General features: G+C 46.2%; 21 protein-coding genes. 8 read left to right on the top strand and 13 right to left on the bottom strand.

Features of this window, described 5'->3' with window-relative positions:
• Positions 1–19: 19 nt before the first annotated feature.
• Positions 20–1,402, bottom strand: a complete 1,383-nt coding sequence (gene pdxR / locus BZ167_RS06765) for a MocR-like pyridoxine biosynthesis transcription factor PdxR (protein WP_061861202.1) — start codon at positions 1,400–1,402, stop codon at positions 20–22.
• A 117-nt stretch (positions 1,403–1,519) separates the two neighbouring features.
• On the opposite strand from pdxR (BZ167_RS06765), the gene BZ167_RS06760 reads away from it, so the two are divergent.
• Positions 1,520–2,140 (top strand): FMN-binding negative transcriptional regulator, encoded by a 621-nt coding sequence (locus BZ167_RS06760; RefSeq protein WP_061861203.1) that lies wholly within the window; start codon positions 1,520–1,522, stop codon positions 2,138–2,140.
• Between the two features lie 47 nt (positions 2,141–2,187).
• Here the strand turns inward: BZ167_RS06760 and BZ167_RS06755 are convergent, their stop codons facing one another.
• On the bottom strand, positions 2,188–2,550 hold the full coding sequence (locus BZ167_RS06755; RefSeq protein ID WP_061861204.1) for a hypothetical protein: 363 nt from the start codon (positions 2,548–2,550) through the stop codon (positions 2,188–2,190).
• Between the two features lie 197 nt (positions 2,551–2,747).
• Positions 2,748–3,938, bottom strand: a complete 1,191-nt coding sequence (locus BZ167_RS06750; protein ID WP_061861205.1) for an MFS transporter — start codon at positions 3,936–3,938, stop codon at positions 2,748–2,750.
• A 258-nt stretch (positions 3,939–4,196) separates the two neighbouring features.
• On the opposite strand from BZ167_RS06750, the gene BZ167_RS06745 reads away from it, so the two are divergent.
• A complete protein-coding gene (locus BZ167_RS06745) occupies positions 4,197–4,775 on the top strand; it encodes a TetR/AcrR family transcriptional regulator (protein ID WP_021495037.1) in 579 nt (192 codons plus the stop codon).
• Positions 4,776–4,852: 77 nt separating this feature from the next.
• On the opposite strand, the gene BZ167_RS06740 is transcribed toward BZ167_RS06745, so the two are convergent.
• Positions 4,853–5,737, bottom strand: a complete 885-nt coding sequence (locus BZ167_RS06740) for a DMT family transporter (protein WP_061861206.1) — start codon at positions 5,735–5,737, stop codon at positions 4,853–4,855.
• A gap of 126 nt (positions 5,738–5,863) precedes the next feature.
• On the opposite strand from BZ167_RS06740, the gene pdxR (BZ167_RS06735) reads away from it, so the two are divergent.
• Positions 5,864–7,252, top strand: a complete 1,389-nt coding sequence (pdxR, locus tag BZ167_RS06735; protein WP_061861207.1) for a MocR-like pyridoxine biosynthesis transcription factor PdxR — start codon at positions 5,864–5,866, stop codon at positions 7,250–7,252.
• 65 nt (positions 7,253–7,317) lie between these two features.
• Here pdxR (BZ167_RS06735) and BZ167_RS06730 read toward each other — a convergent pair whose 3' ends face one another.
• From BZ167_RS06730 to BZ167_RS06710, 5 genes are read right to left on the bottom strand one after another with little or no spacing between them, the layout of a single operon-like run.
• On the bottom strand, positions 7,318–7,617 hold the full coding sequence (locus tag BZ167_RS06730) for a spore coat protein (protein WP_014417026.1): 300 nt from the start codon (positions 7,615–7,617) through the stop codon (positions 7,318–7,320).
• 15 nt (positions 7,618–7,632) lie between these two features.
• A complete protein-coding gene (locus BZ167_RS06725) occupies positions 7,633–7,830 on the bottom strand; it encodes a hypothetical protein (protein WP_015416916.1) in 198 nt (65 codons plus the stop codon).
• A gap of 18 nt (positions 7,831–7,848) precedes the next feature.
• Positions 7,849–8,985, bottom strand: a complete 1,137-nt coding sequence (locus BZ167_RS06720; RefSeq protein WP_061861208.1) for a zinc-dependent alcohol dehydrogenase — start codon at positions 8,983–8,985, stop codon at positions 7,849–7,851.
• Between the two features lie 18 nt (positions 8,986–9,003).
• Positions 9,004–9,372: a spore coat protein gene (locus tag BZ167_RS06715; RefSeq protein ID WP_060675343.1), complete on the bottom strand. Its 369-nt coding sequence runs from the start codon at positions 9,370–9,372 to the stop codon at positions 9,004–9,006.
• A gap of 17 nt (positions 9,373–9,389) precedes the next feature.
• Complete coding sequence (locus BZ167_RS06710) at positions 9,390–9,635, bottom strand: hypothetical protein (RefSeq protein ID WP_015416919.1); 246 nt, start codon at positions 9,633–9,635, stop codon at positions 9,390–9,392.
• Positions 9,636–10,034: 399 nt separating this feature from the next.
• Between BZ167_RS06710 and BZ167_RS06705 the strand changes: the two genes are divergently transcribed.
• From BZ167_RS06705 to BZ167_RS06695, 3 genes are all read left to right on the top strand, one after another.
• Positions 10,035–11,252, top strand: a complete 1,218-nt coding sequence (locus BZ167_RS06705) for a sensor histidine kinase (RefSeq protein WP_077391983.1) — start codon at positions 10,035–10,037, stop codon at positions 11,250–11,252.
• On the top strand, positions 11,245–11,880 hold the full coding sequence (locus BZ167_RS06700) for a two-component system response regulator YdfI (protein ID WP_031378615.1): 636 nt from the start codon (positions 11,245–11,247) through the stop codon (positions 11,878–11,880). Before BZ167_RS06705 ends, BZ167_RS06700 begins: the two co-directional genes overlap by 8 nt.
• A 98-nt stretch (positions 11,881–11,978) precedes the next feature.
• On the top strand, positions 11,979–14,132 hold the full coding sequence (locus BZ167_RS06695; protein ID WP_031378614.1) for an MMPL family transporter: 2,154 nt from the start codon (positions 11,979–11,981) through the stop codon (positions 14,130–14,132).
• A gap of 34 nt (positions 14,133–14,166) precedes the next feature.
• Here BZ167_RS06695 and BZ167_RS06690 read toward each other — a convergent pair whose 3' ends face one another.
• The 4 genes from BZ167_RS06690 to BZ167_RS06675 form a co-directional block, all read right to left on the bottom strand.
• On the bottom strand, positions 14,167–14,889 hold the full coding sequence (locus BZ167_RS06690; RefSeq protein WP_015416922.1) for a gamma-glutamyl-gamma-aminobutyrate hydrolase family protein: 723 nt from the start codon (positions 14,887–14,889) through the stop codon (positions 14,167–14,169).
• Between the two features lie 126 nt (positions 14,890–15,015).
• Positions 15,016–16,644 carry a ribosomal protection-like ABC-F family protein gene (gene abc-f / locus BZ167_RS06685; RefSeq protein WP_061861209.1) on the bottom strand — a complete coding sequence of 543 codons (1,629 nt, stop codon included), beginning with the start codon at positions 16,642–16,644 and terminating at the stop codon, positions 15,016–15,018.
• Between the two features lie 277 nt (positions 16,645–16,921).
• Positions 16,922–17,449, bottom strand: coding sequence for a GNAT family N-acetyltransferase (locus BZ167_RS06680; protein ID WP_061861210.1), 528 nt, complete (start codon positions 17,447–17,449; stop codon positions 16,922–16,924).
• Between the two features lie 116 nt (positions 17,450–17,565).
• Positions 17,566–18,423, bottom strand: coding sequence for a YitT family protein (locus BZ167_RS06675; RefSeq protein ID WP_032866769.1), 858 nt, complete (start codon positions 18,421–18,423; stop codon positions 17,566–17,568).
• Positions 18,424–18,705: 282 nt separating this feature from the next.
• Between BZ167_RS06675 and BZ167_RS06670 the strand changes: the two genes are divergently transcribed.
• Together BZ167_RS06670 and BZ167_RS06665 are read left to right on the top strand one after the other, a co-directional pair.
• Complete coding sequence (locus BZ167_RS06670; protein ID WP_015239268.1) at positions 18,706–19,839, top strand: glycerol dehydrogenase; 1,134 nt, start codon at positions 18,706–18,708, stop codon at positions 19,837–19,839.
• Positions 19,840–19,984: 145 nt separating this feature from the next.
• Complete coding sequence (locus BZ167_RS06665; protein WP_012116945.1) at positions 19,985–21,196, top strand: Bcr/CflA family efflux MFS transporter; 1,212 nt, start codon at positions 19,985–19,987, stop codon at positions 21,194–21,196.
• Positions 21,197–21,211: the final 15 nt, after the last annotated feature.

Genomic DNA, 21,211 nt, shown 5'->3' with positions numbered 1-21,211 from the left:
GTTCGGCGCCTTTTTTCTTTCATGTCAGCCAAGCATTTCTCAAAAGCTGTACGCCCTGTGTGATCTGATCCGTATCGAGATGGGCGAAACCCAGCTTTATGATCGGCGGTTCGGGTTTTTCGGCAACGAAATAAACGGCGGTAGGATATACCTTCACTCCGTACTGAAAAGCGCGTTCGATTAATGTTTCTTCTGTATAGTTCAGGTGAACTCTCACCAATATATACAATCCCGACTGCTCGCCGATGATCGTCACATGATCGCCGAACTGCTGCTTTACATGTGAAATCAAGTGCTGCATTTTTCGCCTGTAAACAATGCGCATGCGCTTAATATGGCGGGTCCATTCACCGGCCTTCATCAATTCAGCCATGGTCAGCTGGTTAAGCGAAGAAGCGGTGCCTTCGAAATGAATAAACCGTTCTTTATACCGGTGCAAAAGGCGCTGCGGCAAAACCATATAGCTTATGCGGATGCCCGGAAGAAAGGATTTTGAGAAATTCCCTAAATAAATCACCCGGTCTGATTGAATGGAAGCAAGAGCGGGAAACGGCTGCTGTGTATAACGGAATTCACTGTCATAATCATCCTCAAGAATATAACCCTCTCTATGATTCACCCAATTGATCAGAGTTTGGCGCTGCTGAATGGACATGCTTACGCCGTAAGGGCTGTGATGGGATGGGGTCACATAGATTAATTTTTCTTTCATTGCATGTAATTGAGAAAAATCAGCTCCGTTTTCATAGACAGGCATCGTTTCCAGAGAAAGCCCGTGAAATTGAAAAGCCGCTCTGGCACCGTCAAATCCCGGGTCTTCAACGATCATTCCCGAAAAATCCTCTTTCAGAATCCGGCTGAGATATATCAGCATCTGCTGCGTGCTGCTGCCGATGATAATGGAATCCGCATCTGTTTTCACTCCGCGGGATTCCAAGAGATAAGCGGCAATTTGTTCACGCAGGTCTCTCTCGCCGAACGGTTCACCGTACAGGAAGCTTTTCTCTGATGTCAAAACTTGATTGTATAATTTTCTCCATGTTTTCAGAGGAAAATGTTTTTGATCAACGGCTCCGGCGCGAAAATCAATCAGGACCGGCTGAGTTGATTTGGTTTTTTCAGCGTAAACAACATCGTTTTCTTTTTGAAATATAGAAGGTTCTACTTCATTTACAAAATAACCTTTGCGTGTTTCTCCGCGAATGTATCCCTCCGCTAAAAGAAGATCATAAGCCATCAGCGTTGTATTACGGCTTACCCGCAGGGAATCTGCCAGCTCCCGAATCGAAGGCAGCCGCTCATCTGCCTGAATATTTCCTTGCTCAATCAAGGTTTTAAATTGCTCGTAAATTTGTTTGTATTTCGGGGTGTCGCTTTCGAAAGCGAAAATCATATTTTTCATCAGATGTTCTCCTCTGACATGTGTATTTATTCCTAACTGTACCTTTTTAAATGTCAGTTGATATCTTATTATAGCGGAAAGCGCTTTATCAATCCATGTTCGAGAGGAGAGTTTTGTATGTATATTCCGGCTCCATTTCAGCTGAGTGAAGCTGAAGCGTGCGATGTCATCAAAGAGTATGGTTTCGCAGCATTGTTTTCAACGGCGGAAGGCATGCCGTATGCAACCCACCTGCCATTGATGATGAGTAAGAATCACGAATGCTTATACGGTCATTTTGCATTGCCGAACCCCCAATGGAAAGAGATTGATGGCCAAAACGTGTTAGCCGTTTTTCAAGGGCCTCATTGTTATATCTCACCTAAATGGTATGAGACGAATCAGGCTGTACCCACTTGGAATTATGTGGCGGTTCATGTTTACGGAGAGGCGGAGCTTTTGGATGAGGAAGAAACCGTGCAGTCGATGAGTGATCTCGTATTGAAATACGAAAGCCCCGACAGCCCGTACAAATTAGAGGATGTCGATGCGAAATTGCTGGCAGGCATGAACAAAGGGGTAAAAGGCTTTAAAATCAAAATCAGCAAAATAGAGGGGAAAGCAAAGCTGAGTCAAAATCATTCAGCTGCAAGACAAGGGCTGGTCGTACAACAGCTCAAACAGATTCCTCATACAAACGAACAGCTCATTTCCGGCTTGATGGAAGAAAACATCAAACGGATCACTGCGAACAACTGACAAGCATGTTAAAAACATACCGGCAGCATGCGGTATGTTTTCGCAGGTTATGAAGCTTTTCTCAGGATGAATAACGACTCAAACAGCACATAAATCAACGGCGCCATTAAAATGAAGAAAGAATGAAAAATAGCATACGGTATGAGTAAGTAAACGATAAGTTTCAATAGAATGGTTGACGGTTTATTGAATGTCCAGCAGTTCTTCAAGATATCAGTCATACAAGCTAAAACAAGGCCGACCGTCAAATATCCGGCTGCGATGTAAAGATAAATAAAAAGGTAAAACGGGTAAGAAGACAACGGCGGTGTGTCTTCCTGTGTCAATTTTAAACCCACATAAAAGACCAATAAAAAGCAAACGGACGAAACGAGAGCTAACAAAAGGTGTTTATATAAATACTTCTTCATGTGTTTCACCTGCCTATGGCGTAATTATTTCTTAACATATTATGACATGGTTTTACCGTTTCTGCTATGTGAGCGGGGCGTAAAGAATCAATATCATCTTTTTATGAATCCGGATTTTTTGTTCGGATAGATGTAAAGAAGAATACATCAAAAAAAGCTGTCAGCTTGGTTCTGACGGCTTATTTTTGGTGAAAGGCTTATTTCTCCGTGGTGAAATAAAGCAATGCGATGACCGGAAAAGCGATTCCAATCCATAATGTGATACTCCACCCGCCTGAGGCGTATGCCCATCCTCCGATTGATGACCCTACAGCGCCGCCCAGAAAGAAGATGGCCATAAATAATCCGTTTAATCGGCTGCGAAATTCAGGTGCCAACGAAAAAATAGCACGCTGACTGAGTACCAGATTGGCAGATACACCCATATCCAACAGGATAGCTGCGGCCACCAGAACTGCTATGCCGACGGGGGAGCTGCTTTGAATCATGAGCGGGAGTAATAAAGAAACGATGACAGCACCGAGAGCGATTCCGGTGGCAAGCCGGGTCAAGCCGCGATCAGCCAGAAGGCCGCCTATCGGTGCAGCCGCTGCACCTGCAATGCCCGCTAATGCGTACAGCGCGATTGCCTTTTGAGAAAAATGAAAAGCAGGACCGGACAATAATAAAGGTACAGTCGTCCAGTACAAGCTGAAAGCGCCAAATACAAACGCATGATAAATGGCACGGCGGCGTAAGACCGGAGTCGTGCGCAGCAGCTTCCACATTGAGCCGAGTAAGACGGTATAGCTTGTGTTTGCTGTTGGTTTTCTGGCAGGAAGCACTTTTGATAAGACGATTGCCAGAACAACACTTAACGCGGCGGATAAAGCAAATATGGCATTCCACCCCCATATATCAGCGACCAGACTGGATATCGGACGGGAAAGCATAATACCGAGCAGCAGGCCGCTCATCACATTGCCGACAACCCGGCCGCGTGCGGCGTCCGGTGCAAGGTATGATGCGAACGGAACTAGCACTTGGGCTGCGATGGATCCCAGTCCGATGAAAAACGCAGCGGCTAAAAACAGTGTTCCATGCTTCGCAAATGCTGTCAGTGTCAAAGCGGCTGCGCTTAGAAGGAGCGATACAACGACAAGTTTTTTGTTTTCGATAATGTCTCCCAAAGGGACGAGAAACAGTAAGCCGGAAACGTATCCGATTTGAGTCAGTGTGACAATTAGTCCGGCGCTGCTTGGAGAAAGCCCGATTGCCGCACTAATGATTCCTGCCAAGGGCTGTGCATAATAAAGATTAGCGACAATGATTCCGCATGCAGTTGCGAGTAGAAGGGTTAAACCAGCTGAAATTCCCTGATCTGCTGTCTGTTTGTTTTCTTTAGCCATATGAATGAACTCCTTTTTAAGTGGTTTTTATGATGCTTGATAAATGATTTGCTGATTCATCTCCTTTACGCAGAGGCTTTTGGAGTCTGCATTTCATCAAGACTTCCATCAGGTTACTTTGTAAACTGAACGTTTAGTTTTATTATAAACAAATAATATACTAAACGTTCAGTTTTGTAAATGGGTTTCTGTTTTCTTTTTTTATACAGGTTAAGTATACTGAACGTATCGTTTATAATTCGGGAAGGAATGATTCATGTGCAGAGTAAACGAGGACGGCCGCGCGATGAAGGAACACATAAGGCGATTCTTTCTGCAGCCTATGATCTATTGTTGGAAAATGGCTTTGACGCGGTGACAGTCGATAAAATTGCTGAGCGTGCCAAAGTAAGTAAGGCAACGATTTATAAATGGTGGTCAAACAAGGCTGCCGTTATCATGGACAGCTTTCTTTCGACCGCTACGGACAGACTGCCCGTGCCCGATACAGGATCAACAGTGCAAGATATATTGACCCACGCCACGAATTTAGCAAGGTTTTTGACGAGCCGGGAAGGAACCGTTATTAAGGAATTAATCGGTGCGGGGCAGCTGGATGCAAAATTGGCGGAAGAATATCGCACGCGATTTTTCCAGCCCCGCCGCCTCCAAGCGAAAGGCCTTCTGGAAAAGGGAATTCAAAAAGGTGAATTAAGAGAGAATCTTGATATTGATGTAAGCATCGATCTCATTTACGGACCGATTTTCTATCGTCTGCTTATTACAGGTGATGAGGTGAATGATTCCTATGTGCATGATCTGGTGATGAGTGCGTTTAAGGGAGTTCAGCCTGCCTGAAAAATAGCCGGATCATGTGAAAGAGATACAGACTTCTGCTGCCTACGGGCGGAATATAATGAAAAGGCCGAACAAGTTCATTGTTCGGCCTTTTCTGATTGATTTGCGAACTGCCGGGCGGCCGCCACGCAAGCGATAACGCCGGCATTCACCGCCGCAAGTTCCCATCCTGCTTTTTCATGGAGAATCATGGCGGCCAGTAACAGTCCGAAGAAAGGCTGCAGAAGCTGCAGCTGTCCGACCGCGGCGATGCCTCCCTGGGCGAGTCCGCGATACCAGAATACGAAGCCGATCAGCATGCTGAATATTGAGACATATGCAAGACTGAGCAGTGCGGGCGCGCCGATGTTTGACCATGAGTCCGGCATGAAGCAGAAAGACAGGATGAACATAAGGGGAAGCGATAAAACGAGTGCCCAAGAGATCACCTGCCAGTTGCCAAGCCGCCGGGAGAGGCGGGCGCCTTCAGCATAACCGAGACCGCACACGATAATCGAAGCGATCATGTACGTATCACCGAGCGGAGAGGATTCTCCTCCTTGCAGCAGAGCATATCCGGCTACGAGGATGCTGCCGGCAGCCGAGAAAATCCAAAAGACCGGCCTGGGCCGTTCGCCTCCTCGCAGTACGCCGAAGATCGCCGTCGCAAGCGGGAGAAGCCCGATGTAGACAATGGCATGAGCGGATGTGACATGCTGAAGCGCTAAGGCTGTAAGCAGCGGGAAACCGATCACGACGCCGAGCGCTACTGTTATTAGTGAAATGATGTCGCTTTTAGCAGGGCGTTTTTCCTGAAAAATGAGGAGCAGAGCGCCTGCCAATATACCGGCTATCGCGGCGCGGCATACGGTGAGAAATACCGGGTCAAAGTCCGCTACAGCCAAGCGGGTCGCAGGAAGCGAGCCGCTGAAAATGAGCACGCCGATAAATCCGTTAATCCAGCCGTTTGCGGTTTTCTTCATTCCAATCACTCCAATATATATTTCTAAACCCATTTTCAAAGTTTATAATGACTATAAACTGAAATTGGCCTTATACAAATGGCCAGTTTTTATAAAAAGAAGAATGCCAGTTTGGAGGGAGCAAAAATGGATATCACGCCATTTTTAAATAGAGATCTGAATATTCCGCTTTATCAGCAGCTTTATCGGCATTTTAAGGAAAATATGCATCAGGGCCGTCTTCCTAAAGGACTGAAGCTTCCTTCAAAAAGGCTTTTGTCAAGTCAGCTTTCCGTCAGTCAGACGACTGTAGAGCGGGCCTATGAACAGCTTGCCGCCGAAGGCTATATTGTCAGTAAGCCGAGAAGCGGATGGTTTGCCGATTATGACTCGGACGCCGTCTATGTGAAAAAGCCGGGCGCTTCGCCTGTTCAAACAAAGGCGAAGGAAGACCGCCAATGGATTGATTTTCACTACGGCACTGTGGATGCCGCTCATTTTCCTTTTTCGGCATGGCGCAAAAGCATGGTTGCAAGCTTAGATCAATACGGGCATGAGCTGTATCGGCCCGGGGATGATTTGGGCGAGCTTGAACTGAGAACGCTCATTTCGGAGTACTTATATCAGTCGCGCGGCGTGAATTGTCTTCCTGAACAAGTGATAGTCGGCGCCGGGAACCCTGCTCTTTTGCAAATGCTGTGCAAAATATTTGAAGCAAATCTATCCATCGGATATGAAGATCCGGGTTATCCGAGAGCGAGGGAGATTTTTAAAGCCAATCACATGAAGATCATTCCGATACCCGTCGATGATGAAGGAGTCTGTATCCGGAAGCTGAATGAAGAGCGGCCGCGTCTTGTATATGTCACGCCTTCTCATCAATTTACGTTAGGAACGGTTATGCCAGTAAACAGAAGGATTCAGCTGCTGAAATGGGCGGAGGAACATCAATCGTTCATTATAGAAGATGATTATGACGGTGAATTCCGATACACCGGCCAGCCGATCCCATCATTGCAGGGGCTTGATCAGCATCACCGTGTTATTTATATGGGGACGTTTTCCCAATCTCTGCTTCCTTCGCTGCGCATCAGCTATATGATTCTTCCTTTGCCGCTTATCGAAAAAGGCAGGGAAATCGCTTCTTTATATAAACAGACCGTCTCCTGCCACAGTCAGCTGACGCTGGCTCAATTTATCAAAAGCGGAGAGTGGCAGAAACATATTAACAGAATGAGAAAGCTGTACCGGAAAAAAAGAGCGGTATTATTAGAGGCCGTGCGGCGCGAGCTGGGACAATACGTCAGGATTCGCGGAGAAAATTCCGGGCTGCGGATTTTACTTGACGTTCATCTGCCTTTCAGCGAAAAAGAGCTGATTGAAAAGGCGGAGGAACAAGGCGTCAAAATCTATCCCGTGTCTCTCACCTATCAAAAACAGGTCCCTGAAAAAACAGTTTCTCTCGGTTTCGCGGGGGTTTCTGAAACTGATATACAAGAAGGCATAAAAAAACTGAGAGCCGCCTGGGTGCTGTAAAAGGCAGCTCACAGTTTGAAATACTGAAGCTTGAGTCAGGGGTGCTGTCACAGCAGCAAAACGATTTATAGGACGGGCAGGCGGAGCGCAGTATCAATATTTTGCAAATTGAGCCGGACTTGTTCATTTGTGTTCCACGGGTGATACCAGCCTTTTTCCATCATATAGCGTGAGATTTGCTCGTGCATGTCAAGGGCTTCTTCTAAGTGCCGGGTGAGGATCGCTTTCACTTCAGGCGTTCCGGCTTCCGTCGCCGCCATCGCATAGTTTCTGACACCGCTTTTTGCCGAATTCAATAAATCCATTGCGACAATTTGGTCTGTCAGTGCATTCATTCCCGTCAAGTATTCAATAATCGGATTCATTCGTCATTCATCTCCTCATTCATGCTGTGCATCAGATAAAATTGAGGCAAATTCCTGCAATTGCCTTGTTGATGTATCCGCATCCTGCTGCATGATTTCTTTCAGCTGCGGATCGGATACGAGCGCTTTCATGGTTTTAGATTTCGTCAGACAAAGTGACTTAAAAGAAGCCATCTCCTGAATTTCAAGTAATTCATGTAAGGCGCTGGTCATTTCTGTAGCCTCCGTTCTCTAAGGTTTGAGTACAACTTTTATGCAATCATCTGTTTTCGTGTCAAACATCTCATAGCCGTGCTTCGCTTCGCTGAGCGGAATGACATGGCTTACAACATCGCCCGGATCAATTTTGCCGGTTGACACCAGTTCAAACATATACGGCATATAGTGGGTGACGGGAGCTTGTCCTGATCGGATATTGACGTTTCGCTGCATGATATCGCCAAGGGGAAACCCGTTGTATCTGCCGCCGTACACGCCCGTAATCTGGATCGTTCCGCCTTTTCGCACCGCTTGGGACGCGATGACCAATGCGCTCATCGCCCCGCCCTGAAGTTTTAATCCGCTGGCGAGGAACTCAAGATCCGTCATTTTTCCGTCCATGCCGACGGCGTCAATGACCACGTCGGCGCCGCCTTTGGTGATTTCCTTCAGGTAGCTGCCCGTATTTTCGTGGTCTTCGAAGTTCACGATTTCCACTTTATTCGTCCGTTTCGCATGCTGGAGACGGTAGTTGACATAGTCTACGGCTATTACGCGTTTCGCTCCCTTTAACCAGCAGAATTTTTGAGCGAAAAGGCCCACGGGTCCGCAGCCGAGAACGATAACTGTATCGCCTTCTTTTACGCCGGCATTGTCAACGCTCCAAAAGCCGGTTGTCATCGCATCGGAAATAACACTCAGTTTCTCATCCGGTTCTTCGCATGTTTCGGGAACTTTAAAATGGGTAAAGTTCGCAAATGGAACGCGCAAATACTCCGCCTGTCCTCCCGGATAGCCGCCGGCATTTCCTGAATAGCCGAAATAAGCGCCTATATCGCCGTTCTCATTTGATTGATCACATTGGCTTTCCAGGTGATTTTTACAATAAACGCATTCTCCGCAGGCGATATTAAAAGGAATAATGACGCGGTCGCCTTTTTTGACTTTCGTCACGCCGGGACCGGTTTCTTCCACGATGCCCATCGGTTCATGGCCGATGATGTAGTCTTCCTGCAAGTTCGGGATGAGTCCGTGGATTAAATGTAAATCTGATCCGCAAATTGCCGTACTTGTGACTTTTATAATCATGTCATCGTGTTTTTCAATCTTCGGATCAGGCACGTCTTTGACAACGACGTTTTTCACTCCTTGATACGTTACGGCCTTCATGCTGTAATACCTCCAGTGTTAGTGTTCATCAGGTGTGCGGTCAAACATCCCTTTTCTGTTTGTTTCAACGGGAAACAGGTTCATGCTTCCGACCATGAGGGTATTTTTCGCAGAGAGCTGATCCAATTTATACTGTTCGCTCAGATTATGCGGGTGAAACCACTTTTTGCTGACCATCAAGTCTGTTATCTCCTGATGCATCGTGATTCCCTGCATGAGCTGTTTGCGCAGCAAAGCTCTTACATCAGGTGAAGCGGTTTCTGTTAAAGCAACGGCGGTATTTCTGACGCCTTCTTTGGCGCGTATGAGAAAATCCATTGCGAATGTCATATCCGCAAGTTCAGGGACATGTAATGAATTGATCGCATCTAAATGGTCATGATTCAATGATGCTTACCTTCCTTTCAATTGATGATCGAAGTCGGCCGGTTTTGAGGAACGGGGGCCTGAAACGTTGCCCGTTCATAAACCGCCTGCAGATCAGCAAGGTCTTGAGAGGCTTGCTGAACGTCTTTTTCCATTAACGTTTTCAGATCCTGATCAAACACAAGGCCTTGCATGAGCTTGGATTTCGCGACACAAAGCGTCTTGAAGTTAATGATTTCATGTAAGTCCAGCGACTCGTGAGCCGCTAATTCACGCTTATCCATAATCGTCTGAAACCTCCCTTTGTAGAAATACGTAGTTAATTTCCCCTGAGAAAAGAGGTCTAGTCTTACAAATTTTGTTTATCAGAAAAAGCGGAGAGTCAAAAAAAAGAGGAGGCACAATCGCTTCCTCTTGTTCACATGGAACGGCTGTTGGTGTCATGAACATTTTTCTGATGCGCGGGCGGTTTTGCCGCGCGGGAGACGAGCCCGCTGAAACCCGGGAAAGGTCATAAAAAAGATATGAACAAAAAAGCAGCTTGCGAACAATCCCGCAGGCTGTTTTTCCTTTCACCCGTCATGCAGGAAAGAAGGGGAAGGTGAGAAGCAGGCACTTATGGTATGATGACAAATAGAATAAAACCTCGTGAGGCCGGTCGGCTAAAAGGAAGTGGACAGAGATTGTTTGGTACAAAACATCAAGAAGACTATGTCTCCCGTGACAGACGTTCATTGCATATGCTTGCGCTTCGGGTGCCCGGTCTGGCGTTTATTTTAATGGTATATGCCGCATCAGTCTCTTTGCAGTACATTTATGAAAGCTGGACGGTTTTTTTGCTGCTGTTATTCACGATATTGATCGTCATTTTTACCGTGCTGCACTGGCATTCCCATCGCTGGGTGAAGAAAAAAACGTTTCTTTATTTCATCATACAGGGATTTATCATATATACATCGGCTAACTTGATGACCGGGGGCTATATCGCGGTTGTCGTCGGTCTCTATGCCTTTTTAATCGGGCAGATTATCGGAATGGCGGATAAGGGAAAAACGCTGCTCATACTCTATCTTTTCATTTTAATGTCCATAACAGCCCTGCACCAAGAGCATCCGCATCATCTGCTACGTTTCATCGTTATCGCCGCTCCCATCATGATCGTGATTATCACGTATGCGGCCACATTTTTCGCGCAAGTTGATGAAAAAATAAAAACACAGATGACGCTTGAAAAATTAGAGCTCGCTCACCGGCAAGTGAAACAGCTGACGCTTCAGAATGAAAGGCAGCGGATGGCGAGAGACTTGCACGATACGCTTGCGCAGGGATTGGTCAGCTTGCATATGCAGCTTGAAGCGGTGCATGTTCATCTTTCAAAAGACAACACTGACAGAGCGAAAGACATCATCAGCCAGTCAATGGACAGAGTGAAAGGCACATTGGCTGATGCGCGCTCGGCCATTGACAACCTTCGCAGCACATCAGAAAAGATCGGGTTCTTAAAAGAAAGCATCACTGAACAAATCAACCATTTTACAGAAGCTTCCGGGCTGTCTTGTTTTTTAGATTACAGCGTGCATCATGTGCTTGACGTTCATACGGCGGAGAATTGCCATTACATGATCGGAGAAGGCCTGACAAACGCCGCCAAGCATGCAGAAGCAAAGAATGTCTGGGTATCCGTTCAAGAAGAAGAGGGACAGATCTGCATAACCGTCAAAGATGACGGGAAAGGCTTTGATGCCGGGACAGAAATGAGAAAAAGCGGACATTACGGGCTGCTTGGGATACAAGAACGCGTCAATATGATGAACGGCACTTTCCGTATAACAAGCGCCAGATCAGCGGGAACTCAAATTGAGATCATCATACCAATTCAAGGAGAGGCGGAACATGTATAAAGTGTTAATAGCAGATGACCATCTTGTCGTCAGAGAAGGTCTGAAGCTTTTGATAGAAACAAATGACCATTACACCATAACGGGAGAAGCGGAAAACGGGAAAACCGCCGTCCGCCTCGCAGAGGAATTAAAGCCAGATGTCATTCTCATGGATCTGTACATGCCGGAAATGAGCGGGCTGGAAGCCATTAAACAGATAAAAGAGCATTCTGATGTGCCGATCATTATTTTGACGACCTATAATGAAGATCATCTGATGATAGAAGGCATTGAATCAGGCGCGAACGGTTATCTGCTGAAAGACACAAGCTCAGAAACCTTATTTCATACGATGGATGCGGCGGTCAGGGGAGAAGTGCTTCTGCAGCCGGACATCTTGCGGCGTTTCCGGGAAATGAAAATGGAACGGGCAAATGCCAATGAAACACAGCTGACGGACAAGGAAATCATAGTTCTAGAAGCCGTTGCGAAAGGACATAAAAGCAAAGCGATCGCCTTCGATTTAGGAATCTCAGAGCGGACGGTAAAAGCGAGATTAACATCGATTTATAACAAATTAGGCGCTGATTCGCGGACGGAAGCCGTCACCATTGCCATGCAAAAAGGCATTCTGAAACTGAATATATAATGAAAAACTGCCCAAACGTACATGCCCCTATGTACGTTTTTTTTATGTGAATGTGAACTACAATTAGGCAGAAAGTAATGATTGGAGAGGAGTATTCGATGTCTGGTTTTTTATATAAATTAGGGGGATGGTCTGCCCGCAACCGATTAAAAATGATCAGTGCGTGGCTCGTGATACTGATCGCTTCGATTGTGATCGCCATCTCGTTAAAACCTGCTTTTTCTGAGGATATGTCCATTCCCGACACACCTTCTGAAAAGGCGATGGATATCATTCAAAAAGAATTTTCAAAGGGTCCCGATAAAGGAAGCATACGGGTTATTTTCGGAGCTGAAGACGGGAAGAAATTGACGTCAAAACCGGAAAAACAAGCGATTGAAGAGACATTAAAGAAGATCAAAACAGATCATTCAGTCGCTTCGATTGCAAGTCCTTTTGAGACAGGAACCATTTCTAAAGACGGATCAGTGGCATATGCCGATATTACGTACAAAAAAGCGGCGGATGACATTACGGATGCGTCTGTTTCACATATTAAACACAGTCTGTCCGCCGCAGGAGACAAGGGTCTGCAGACGGAGCTCAGCGGCGATGTGCCGGGGGCCGGTGTTGAAATCGGCGGTGTATCTGAAATTGTCGGCGTTGTGCTGGCATTCGTCGTACTGGCTATTACATTTGGTTCATTAGTCATCGCGGGGCTTCCGATTGTCACCGCCCTGATTGGGTTAGGTGTAAGCATCGCGCTGACGTTAATTGGGACACAGTTCTTTACGATAGCTTCGGTCAGTCTCTCATTATCCGGAATGATCGGACTGGCCGTCGGAATTGATTATGCGCTGTTCATCTTTACGAAGCATCGTCAGTTTTTGGGCGAAGGTGTACAAAAAAATGAATCGATCGCGAAAGCTGCGGGAACGGCAGGCAGCGCCGTCGTTTTTGCGGGACTGACCGTGATCGTCGCGCTTTGCGGATTGACTGTTGTCGGCATTCCGTTCATGTCTGCCATGGGATTGACTGCGGCACTCAGTGTGCTGATGGCTGTATTGGCTTCAGTAACGCTGGTGCCTGCGGTGTTGTCAATCGCAGGAAAACGAATGATTCCGAAATCATACAAGAAGAAAGAAAAGAAAAGCGCCGACACGAATGCCTGGGGGCGCTTCGTTACAAAGAAGCCTATTCTGTTAAGCATTTTCAGCATCATTCTTTTAGCCGTCATCAGTCTGCCGGCCATGCATTTAGAGCTGGGGCTGCCTGATGCGGGAATGAAAGCGAAAGACAGCCCGGATCGCCGCGCCTATGATCTGTTGTCTAAAGGATTCGGAGAAGGCTTTAACGGCAAGCTGACAATTGTTGCCGATGCAAAAGGGGTCAAGGGGAACAAAAGTGAAGCTTTTCAAGGCGCCGTGAAAGAAATGAAGGACTTGCACAATGTGGCGAGCGTCACCCCTGCCATGCCGAACGAAAAAGGGGATTATGCCATTATTACGGCAGTGCCTGAAACCGGGCCGAATGATAAGGCAACGAAAGAGTTAGTGCAGGATATACGGAAACGATCAGACAAAAACGGCATCCGCCTGCTCGTCACCGGGTCAACCGCGGTGAACATTGATATTTCAGACCGGTTAAACGATGCGATTCCGGAATTCGCCATTCTCATTGTCGGGTTTGCGTTTGTATTGCTGACCGTTGTTTTCCGCTCGCTTCTCGTGCCGCTTGCCGCCGTCGTCGGCTTTTTGCTGACGATGACTGCTACACTCGGCTTATCGGTATTCATATTGCAGGATGGGAATTTCACCGGCTTGCTCAGCATTCCGGAAAAAGGCCCGATTCTCGCCTTCCTGCCTATTTTGGCGATCGGTATTCTTTTCGGGCTGGCGATGGATTATCAAGTATTCCTTGTCAGCAGAATGAGAGAAGAATATGTCAAAACAAAAAATCCGGTACAAGCCATTCATGCCGGATTGAAACATAGCGGACCTGTCGTAACAGCGGCGGGACTGATCATGATTTTCGTCTTTGCGGGATTCATCTTTGCGGGAGAAGCTACGATCAAATCCATGGGCTTGGCAATGACCTTCGGTGTTCTTTTTGATGCGTTCATTGTAAGAATGACCATTATTCCGAGTGCCATGAAGCTGATGGGACATGCGGCCTGGTACTTGCCGAAGTGGCTGGATAAAATCATTCCGAACGTGGATATCGAAGGCCATAAGCTGACACAAGGCAAAACACCGGAGAAACCGGAAGAATAAAATGAAAAAGCAGATCGTTATGATCTGCTTTTTTTTATGTGCTGACCGCATCCATGAAAAGAGAAAAAAGCTTTTTCATGTCTTCATGTTTTTTTGTCAGCATTTCAGGATGCCATTGCACGCCGACGACAAATAATTCACCCGTCCGTTCAATCGCTTCAATGGCCCCGTCTTTCGCATAAGCCGCCACTTTAAACAAAGGCGCCGTCTCTTTTATGATCTGGTGATGGAATGAATTCACCCGCGCTGAATCGCCAAACAAGGAATGAAGACGTGTCCCTTTTTCAAAAGAAACATGATGGGTTTTTAGCGGCGGATCTTTTTCTTGATCATGCTTAATGTCAGCAAACGAAGCGTGTGTCAGGTCTTGATATAAAGTTCCCCCGTAAGTGACGTTTAACATATGCATCCCCCGGCAGATGGCCAGAATCGGCTTTTCTAAAGCAACCGCCGTGAGAATCAGCTCCTTCTCATAGGCGTCCCGATCAGGAAAGGTCTTTCTTAAAGCCTGTAAAGGTTCTTCACCGTAAAACAGCGGGTCTATATCCTGGCCGCCGGACAGAATGATTCCGTCAACATGAGAGACCTGTTCCTTTAAAAGCGCCGTCTCTTGAATCACCGGCAATATAAACGGCACACCGCCGGCCTCAGAAACAGACTGAATATAATCATTATTGACATATGCCCGATTATAACCCGGGAAAGGGCCGGATTGATCAGCCATAATGTTTCCCGTAATTCCGATGCGTTTGGCCATTCTTCGCCCCCCTGAACCATGCTCATAATTAATCTGAACGTAGGTTGTACAAATCAGTTTGAAATTATTCTTCATGATACGTGAGCTTTCCAAAACAAAACCCGTGACAATCACGGGTTTTTACATTCATTTCAATTTCTTGATTTCTTCCGTCAGCTCTTTGAATTTTTGATCAAGCTCACGATATTGTTTATCAGCCGGAGTCATGAAGCTGAGTTTTCCGAGGACTTCCTGCCGTTCGGTCTCAAGCTTTAATCGCAGTTCTTCAGCATCGTCCCTTACGGAGGGAGATTCTTTCCATTGTTTTCGGACGCTGCCATTTGAGATATCAAGCCGGATGTCCGTCGTCTTTTCGACAAAGTAACGATCATGAGATACGATGATGAGCGTTCCGTCGTATCGGGCCAAAGTGTCTTCAAGCTGCTCGCGTGACGGCAGATCAAGGTGGTTTGTCGGCTCATCCAGAATCAGCACATCTTTCTCCTCTAAAATAAACGCCATCAGTTTGCATTTGACCCGCTCTCCCATGCTCATCTTGCCGATGGGTTCCGTCCATTGCGCTGCGGTAAATCCTAAATGCTTCATGAGGGATTGAACATTTCCCCTTGCTTCGAACGTTTCTTTGTAAAAAAGCTGTTCGGGGGTTTTATCAAGCGGAAGGTCGAATACTTCCTGGGTTAAATATCCGACGTTTGCAGACGGAGAAATCCATATGCTGCCCTGCGCTTTTTCCTGCCCGAGGATGACCTTCAATAATGTTGTTTTCCCGCTGCCGTTCGGGCCTGTAATTGCGATCTTTTCACCGTGCATCACAGTGAAATTCACGTTTTTGAAAAGCGTTCGGCCGTCATATGACTTTGCGGCATCCCTTACTTCTAAAAAACGCTTTCCCGCTTTTTTGCGGTGCTCAATGGAAAAACGGACTTCATACTCCGCTTCAACCGGTTCTGCTTTCGCTTTTTCAAGCTCTTTTTCAAGGCGCTTCTGCTTTGATTTAATCTGGGCGTCCGTGCGTTTTGCTTTTACGCGATGGTATTCTTTAAAGCCTTCTATTTTCGTTGATTGGGCGTGGGCTTTTTTTGACCAGGCGCTCAGCTCGTTCATTTGAGCTTCAATCCTTTTGACCATATTCTGCTGATTCTCATATTCGCGCTGCTGTGTCAGCCTTCTCTGTTTGCGGACCTCCATATAGCTTGAATAATTCCCTTTATGTTCAATGAGTTTCTTTCCTTCGATGGCCCAGATTTTTGTCGCCGCTGCATCTATAAAAGCACGATCATGCGAAACAAAAATAATGGTGCCTTTGTAATTCTTGATCTGATTTAGCAGTATTTCCAAACTGTGCTGATCGAGGTGGTTCGTCGGCTCATCTAATAACAAAAGGCTGCTTGAGGAGGAGAAACCTTTGGCAAGACGGGCTTTCAATTTTTCTCCGCCGCTTAATTGCGAAAAGGCGCGTGCGGGTACGTTCCACTTTTCTAACAAGGCTGCCTCCGCAGGCTCCGGATGGCCGGAATCATAAGCTTCTGTTTCTTGTTCCACCATATATATGTTCACATCTTGCGTCATCTGGATCTGTCCTTGTGACGGCGCTTTTTGATTGCAGATCAATTGCAGCAATAACGATTTGCCGGCGCCGTTTTTACCGATAACGCCGATGATGTCACCTTGCTGAACGCTCGCGCTGATTTGTTCAAAAAGGGGAACGCTGTTGATTTCATAACTGATGCCGCTTATTTTTAACATTTCTTTCATATGTCAATCCCTCGCTTTAAAGGGAGGACCAAAAAAATCCTCCCAATTGATTTGGAAGGATTAGCCGTACCTGTGCATGATCAAATAAGCTATTTTTACATAGCTTTCGTATCGTATAGAAAATGGGCAGACTAATCCTATTTTTTCTGATTTGAAATATTTGATTTCAAACGGTCAAAATAAGATTAGTTAATCATTGTCCACCCATCATCCCTTCGTATTTGTTACGAACAGTGTAGCACACACTTATCTGTAAAAGCAAAGGGTATAAGCCTTTTTATTCCAGGTTGGAGACTTCCCACTCTTCTTCTAAAACGGCATAATAATATTCGTCCCACCATTCATTATCATGGGGGATGCATTTTTTAAAAAAGCCTTCCCGTCTCATCCCGATCTTTTCCATCACCCGGTGCGAAGCCATATTTTCCGGCTGACATGTCGCAATGATCCGGTGTAATTTCATCTTGTTAAACCCGAATGCCAGCACGGCGCGCGCCGCCTCTGAAGCATATCCTTTGCCCTGGTATTCCGGGTGAAACACCCAGCCGATTTCATACGTATGATCGCCAAAATACTGAAAAAAAGCAATGTGGCCAATGACCGTTTTCTCATCCTTCAATAAAACGGGAAACTTCCCGGCATGTTCACCGCTGTTTTCAGTAACGAATTTCCTGGCATCTTCTTCGGTAAAGGCACCCTCCGGTATATATTTCATGACATTCGGATTTGAGGTGTACGCATAGACATCCTGCCAATCTTCCGGTTCAAATGTCCGAATTACGAGCCTGTCAGTTTTGATATTCATTTTTTATGTTCCTCCATCAAAAAAGGTTTCATTTACTAATTCGATTGAAAGATGTAAAAACCTTTAAGCGGGGCAGAGACGAATAAAAAAAGCCTGCAGCTATACACTGCAGGCGGTTATTTTTCATTTCCGGCGGCGGGCAGGTTTGTAAACCCGAATTGCCCTCCGACAGCTTCTTTTACTTCATGAATAACGATAAATGATTTCGGATCAATTTTTTGAACATGTTTTTTGATTTTCAGCAATTCGTTCTTTTTAATGACAACATAGATAATGCGCTTGTCTTTGCTGCCGTAATACCCGTATCCGTAAAAAATCGTCGCCGCGTTGCCGTACTCGGAGGTGATGGCTTTGGCGATTTCTTCGTATTGGTCAGACATAATGGTGAGAGCTTTTTTATTATGGAAACCCTCAATGACAATATCGACGATTTTGGCGCACAGATATACGAATATAAACGTATACAGCATATGATTGATACCGATCGCTAAAACGGATGCGAAAATGATGACACAATCCATATAAAACATGCTTTTCGAGATGTTAAAGCCCTTTGTGTAATTTAATAAATACGCCAACAGCGTGGTCCCGCCGGTAGATCCGTCAGCGATAAAGATCAATGCCAGCCCCGCTCCCATCAGCAGAGCGCCGAATACAATCCCGAGCACCATATCGTGCACGCCGAACGGAATAAAGCTGACGATGCTGAGAAAAACAGAAGTCATTCCCGTACCGAGTATCGTGTATAAAATCGTTTTTTTCGTTAAAAATTTATAAGCCAGCCCGATAAAAATCAAATTTACGACCAGAGTCGTAATACTTGCAGGTATATGGAAAAGATAATATAACACGAGAGCGATTCCCACGGTGCTGCCGTCCCCTAAATGATTCGGGATGACGAAAAATTCCACGGACGCCGCAATAAGAAAGGCTCCGGCCATAATCATCAGTATATCCTTGCAAATGTTCTTCATGTGCAAACCTCCTCCGCAGTCAAAAATATATAAAAAACAAAAACGCCTCAAAAATTATCCAGCAGAACTAAATAATTTTTAAGACGAATCATTTACAATCTCGTTTGTTCATTCAGTAAAGAATGATCAGCTTCAATATCGAAGATTATATAGACACCTTCACATCTTGTCAATGTCGTGAAAATTGATTTTTCTGCAGTGTATATGAGGTTTAAATCAAGTTAAAACGAGGAATTATATCAGAAGAGTTTTCATTTCTGCTCTATCAATAAGAGAAATGTAATGAGAGACAACGAAGAAGGGATGATGACATTGGAACGAATTTTTATCAGTCCGGCCAAATACGTGCAGGGAAAAAACGCCATTAAAACGATCGGCGGACATCTGGAGGGCGTTGGTGAAAAAGCCGTCGTCATCGCGGACAAAACCGTATGGGATATCGCGGGCCACAAGGTGACGGCTGAATTAAAGAAAAGCAATATCTCTTCTGAAGAGGCGGTTTTCAACGGCGAAGCCTCCCAGGAAGAAATGAAAAGAATTGCCGGCATCGCAGAAAAAGCAGGCGCGACTATTGTCATCGGAGTCGGCGGCGGTAAAACGCTTGATACGGCCAAAGCCGTATCAGATGAAATAAACGGCTATACCGTTATCGTGCCGACGGCCGCTTCAACGGATGCTCCGACAAGCGGGCTGTCTGTCGTGTATTCTGAACAAGGCGCGTTCGAAAACTATCGTTTCTATCATAAGAATCCTGACCTGGTTCTGGTCGATACGAAAATCGTCGCGGAAGCTCCGCCGCGCTTTTTAGCATCAGGGATTGCCGATGCAATGGCGACGTGGATAGAGGCGCGCAGTGTCATCGCCAATGGCGGTAAAACGATGGCAGGCGGAATTCCGACAATCGCCGGAGAGGCTATCGCGGAAAAATGTGAAGCGGTATTATTCAAATACGGCCGTCTCGCTTATGAGTCTGTGAAAGCGAAAGCCGTTACGCCCGCATTGGAAGCGGTGGTTGAAGCCAATACACTTCTGAGCGGACTGGGATTTGAAAGCGGCGGCTTAGCTGCGGCACATGCTATTCATAACGGATTTACCGCGCTTGAAGGTGAAATCCATCACTTGACCCACGGTGAAAAAGTGGCATTCGGCACGCTCGTTCAATTGGCGCTGGAAAAACGTTCGCTTGAGGAAATTGAGCGGTATATCGCGTTTTATATCAGCTTGGGGCTGCCTGTCACACTTGAAGACATCAAATTGAAAGACGCATCTAAAGAGGACATTATGAAAGTGGCAGAAGCCGCGACGATTGAAGAAGAAACAATTCATGCCGCTTTTGACGTGACGGCTGACGACGTGGCGGATGCCATTATAGCGGCTGATCAATACGCAAAAGCATTTAAAGAAAAACACGCGTAAAACCTTTTACCGCGTGACCCGGACCCAAGGGCTGTTACAGCCCTTGGTTTTTTTATGCCCTTTGAAAACTTTTAAAAATAAAGAAAAAATTATGATACAATATACAAATGTTTTGAGAGATTGACAAAGGAAAGGTGGGAACGATATGCTGCATAATCCGACCGGTAAGGAGCGGCTTGCGCTGGCTTTTCTTCTCGGAATGCTTGCGATACTGGGGCCGCTCAATATAGATATGTATCTGCCGAGTTTCCCTGAAATCGCTGAAGATTTAAGCGCCCGCGCATCGCTTGTCCAGCTCAGTTTAACCGCTTGTCTGATCGGACTGACAATCGGACAGGTTGTTGTCGGCCCGTTAAGTGACGCGAAGGGAAGAAGAAAACCGTTATTACTATGTATTTTTTTATTTGCTTTGTTTTCTCTGTTTTGCGCGCTTGCACCGAACATTACTACATTAGTGATTGCCCGTTTTCTTCAAGGATTCACCGCTTCGGCAGGACTCGTTTTATCCCGTGCAATCGTCAGAGATGTGTTTACGGGAAGAGAGCTTTCTAAATTTTTCTCACTGCTGATGGTCATTACCGCCGTCGCGCCGATGGTGGCGCCGATGACGGGAGGCGCGATATTACTGCTTCCGTTTGCATCATGGCATACGATTTTTCTCTTTTTAACTTTTATCGGGTTTTTGCTTGTTCTCATCATTGCGCTCAAGCTGACAGAAACCCTGCCGCCGGAAAAGCGGATTCCGAGCTCCATCGGAAATTCCGTGCGGACAATGGGAAGCCTGCTGAAGGATCGGTCATTTATCGGTTATGCGCTGACGGTCGGTTTTATTCACGGCGGGAGCTTTGCGTATGTCTCCGGTACGCCTTTCGTGTATCAGGATATTTACGGAGTCTCGCCTCAGGTATTCAGTGTTTTATTCGGCATAAACGGTCTGGCGATCATTACCGGAAGCTTTATCATCGGGCGTTTCGGCGGGATCATTCACGAAAAAAGCCTGTTGAGAATCGGCGTGATTACAGCGATGACGGCGACTGCCGTTCTGCTCGTCATGACGATCATTCACGGACCGCTGGCGGCACTGGTGATTTCAATTTTTATTTATATGATTACGATCGGCATGACGCTGACAAGCACCTTTACATTGGCGATGGAAAAGCAGGGACACCGCGCGGGAAGCGCAAGCGCACTGCTCGGCATGCTTCCGCTTCTTCTCGGTTCCATCGTGTCGCCGCTTGTGGGGATGAATGAAGCGACGGCCGTCCCGATGGGGGCAATTATGTTCACGACATCCGTTATCGGTTCCATCGCTTTTTTCGCCTTAACAACAAAACCGGAGAAAGCAAAAAAGGAGTGAAATGATTCACTCCTT

Origin of the sequence: Bacillus sp. 275, assembly GCF_001999205.1 — a bacterium.
Classification (GTDB): Bacteria; Bacillota; Bacilli; order Bacillales; family Bacillaceae; genus Bacillus; species Bacillus velezensis.
Note: the sequence above shows the minus strand (reverse complement) of the source record. Positions and strands in the feature narration are given on the sequence as shown.

Bases quoted from the DNA above. Each gene is read 5' to 3' on its own strand.
- BZ167_RS06740 (WP_061861206.1), bottom strand. From the start codon at position 5,737: ATGAAGAAAACCGCAAACGGCTGGATTAACGGATTTATCGGCGTGCTC.
- BZ167_RS06670 (WP_015239268.1), top strand. From the start codon at position 18,706: ATGAGAGACAACGAAGAAGGGATGATGACATTGGAACGAATTTTTATC.
- BZ167_RS06720 (WP_061861208.1), bottom strand. From the start codon at position 8,985: ATGAAGGCCGTAACGTATCAAGGAGTGAAAAACGTCGTTGTCAAAGAC.
- BZ167_RS06665 (WP_012116945.1), top strand. From the start codon at position 19,985: ATGCTGCATAATCCGACCGGTAAGGAGCGGCTTGCGCTGGCTTTTCTT.
- BZ167_RS06760 (WP_061861203.1), top strand. From the start codon at position 1,520: ATGTATATTCCGGCTCCATTTCAGCTGAGTGAAGCTGAAGCGTGCGAT.
- BZ167_RS06700 (WP_031378615.1), top strand. From the start codon at position 11,245: ATGTATAAAGTGTTAATAGCAGATGACCATCTTGTCGTCAGAGAAGGT.
- pdxR (WP_061861202.1), bottom strand. From the start codon at position 1,402: ATGAAAAATATGATTTTCGCTTTCGAAAGCGACACCCCGAAATACAAA.
- BZ167_RS06710 (WP_015416919.1), bottom strand. From the start codon at position 9,635: ATGGATAAGCGTGAATTAGCGGCTCACGAGTCGCTGGACTTACATGAA.
- BZ167_RS06725 (WP_015416916.1), bottom strand. From the start codon at position 7,830: ATGACCAGCGCCTTACATGAATTACTTGAAATTCAGGAGATGGCTTCT.
- abc-f (WP_061861209.1), bottom strand. From the start codon at position 16,644: ATGAAAGAAATGTTAAAAATAAGCGGCATCAGTTATGAAATCAACAGC.
- BZ167_RS06680 (WP_061861210.1), bottom strand. From the start codon at position 17,449: ATGAATATCAAAACTGACAGGCTCGTAATTCGGACATTTGAACCGGAA.
- pdxR (WP_061861207.1), top strand. From the start codon at position 5,864: ATGGATATCACGCCATTTTTAAATAGAGATCTGAATATTCCGCTTTAT.
- BZ167_RS06695 (WP_031378614.1), top strand. From the start codon at position 11,979: ATGTCTGGTTTTTTATATAAATTAGGGGGATGGTCTGCCCGCAACCGA.
- BZ167_RS06675 (WP_032866769.1), bottom strand. From the start codon at position 18,423: ATGAAGAACATTTGCAAGGATATACTGATGATTATGGCCGGAGCCTTT.
- BZ167_RS06690 (WP_015416922.1), bottom strand. From the start codon at position 14,889: ATGGCCAAACGCATCGGAATTACGGGAAACATTATGGCTGATCAATCC.
- BZ167_RS06750 (WP_061861205.1), bottom strand. From the start codon at position 3,938: ATGGCTAAAGAAAACAAACAGACAGCAGATCAGGGAATTTCAGCTGGT.
- BZ167_RS06730 (WP_014417026.1), bottom strand. From the start codon at position 7,617: ATGAATCCGATTATTGAATACTTGACGGGAATGAATGCACTGACAGAC.
- BZ167_RS06755 (WP_061861204.1), bottom strand. From the start codon at position 2,550: ATGAAGAAGTATTTATATAAACACCTTTTGTTAGCTCTCGTTTCGTCC.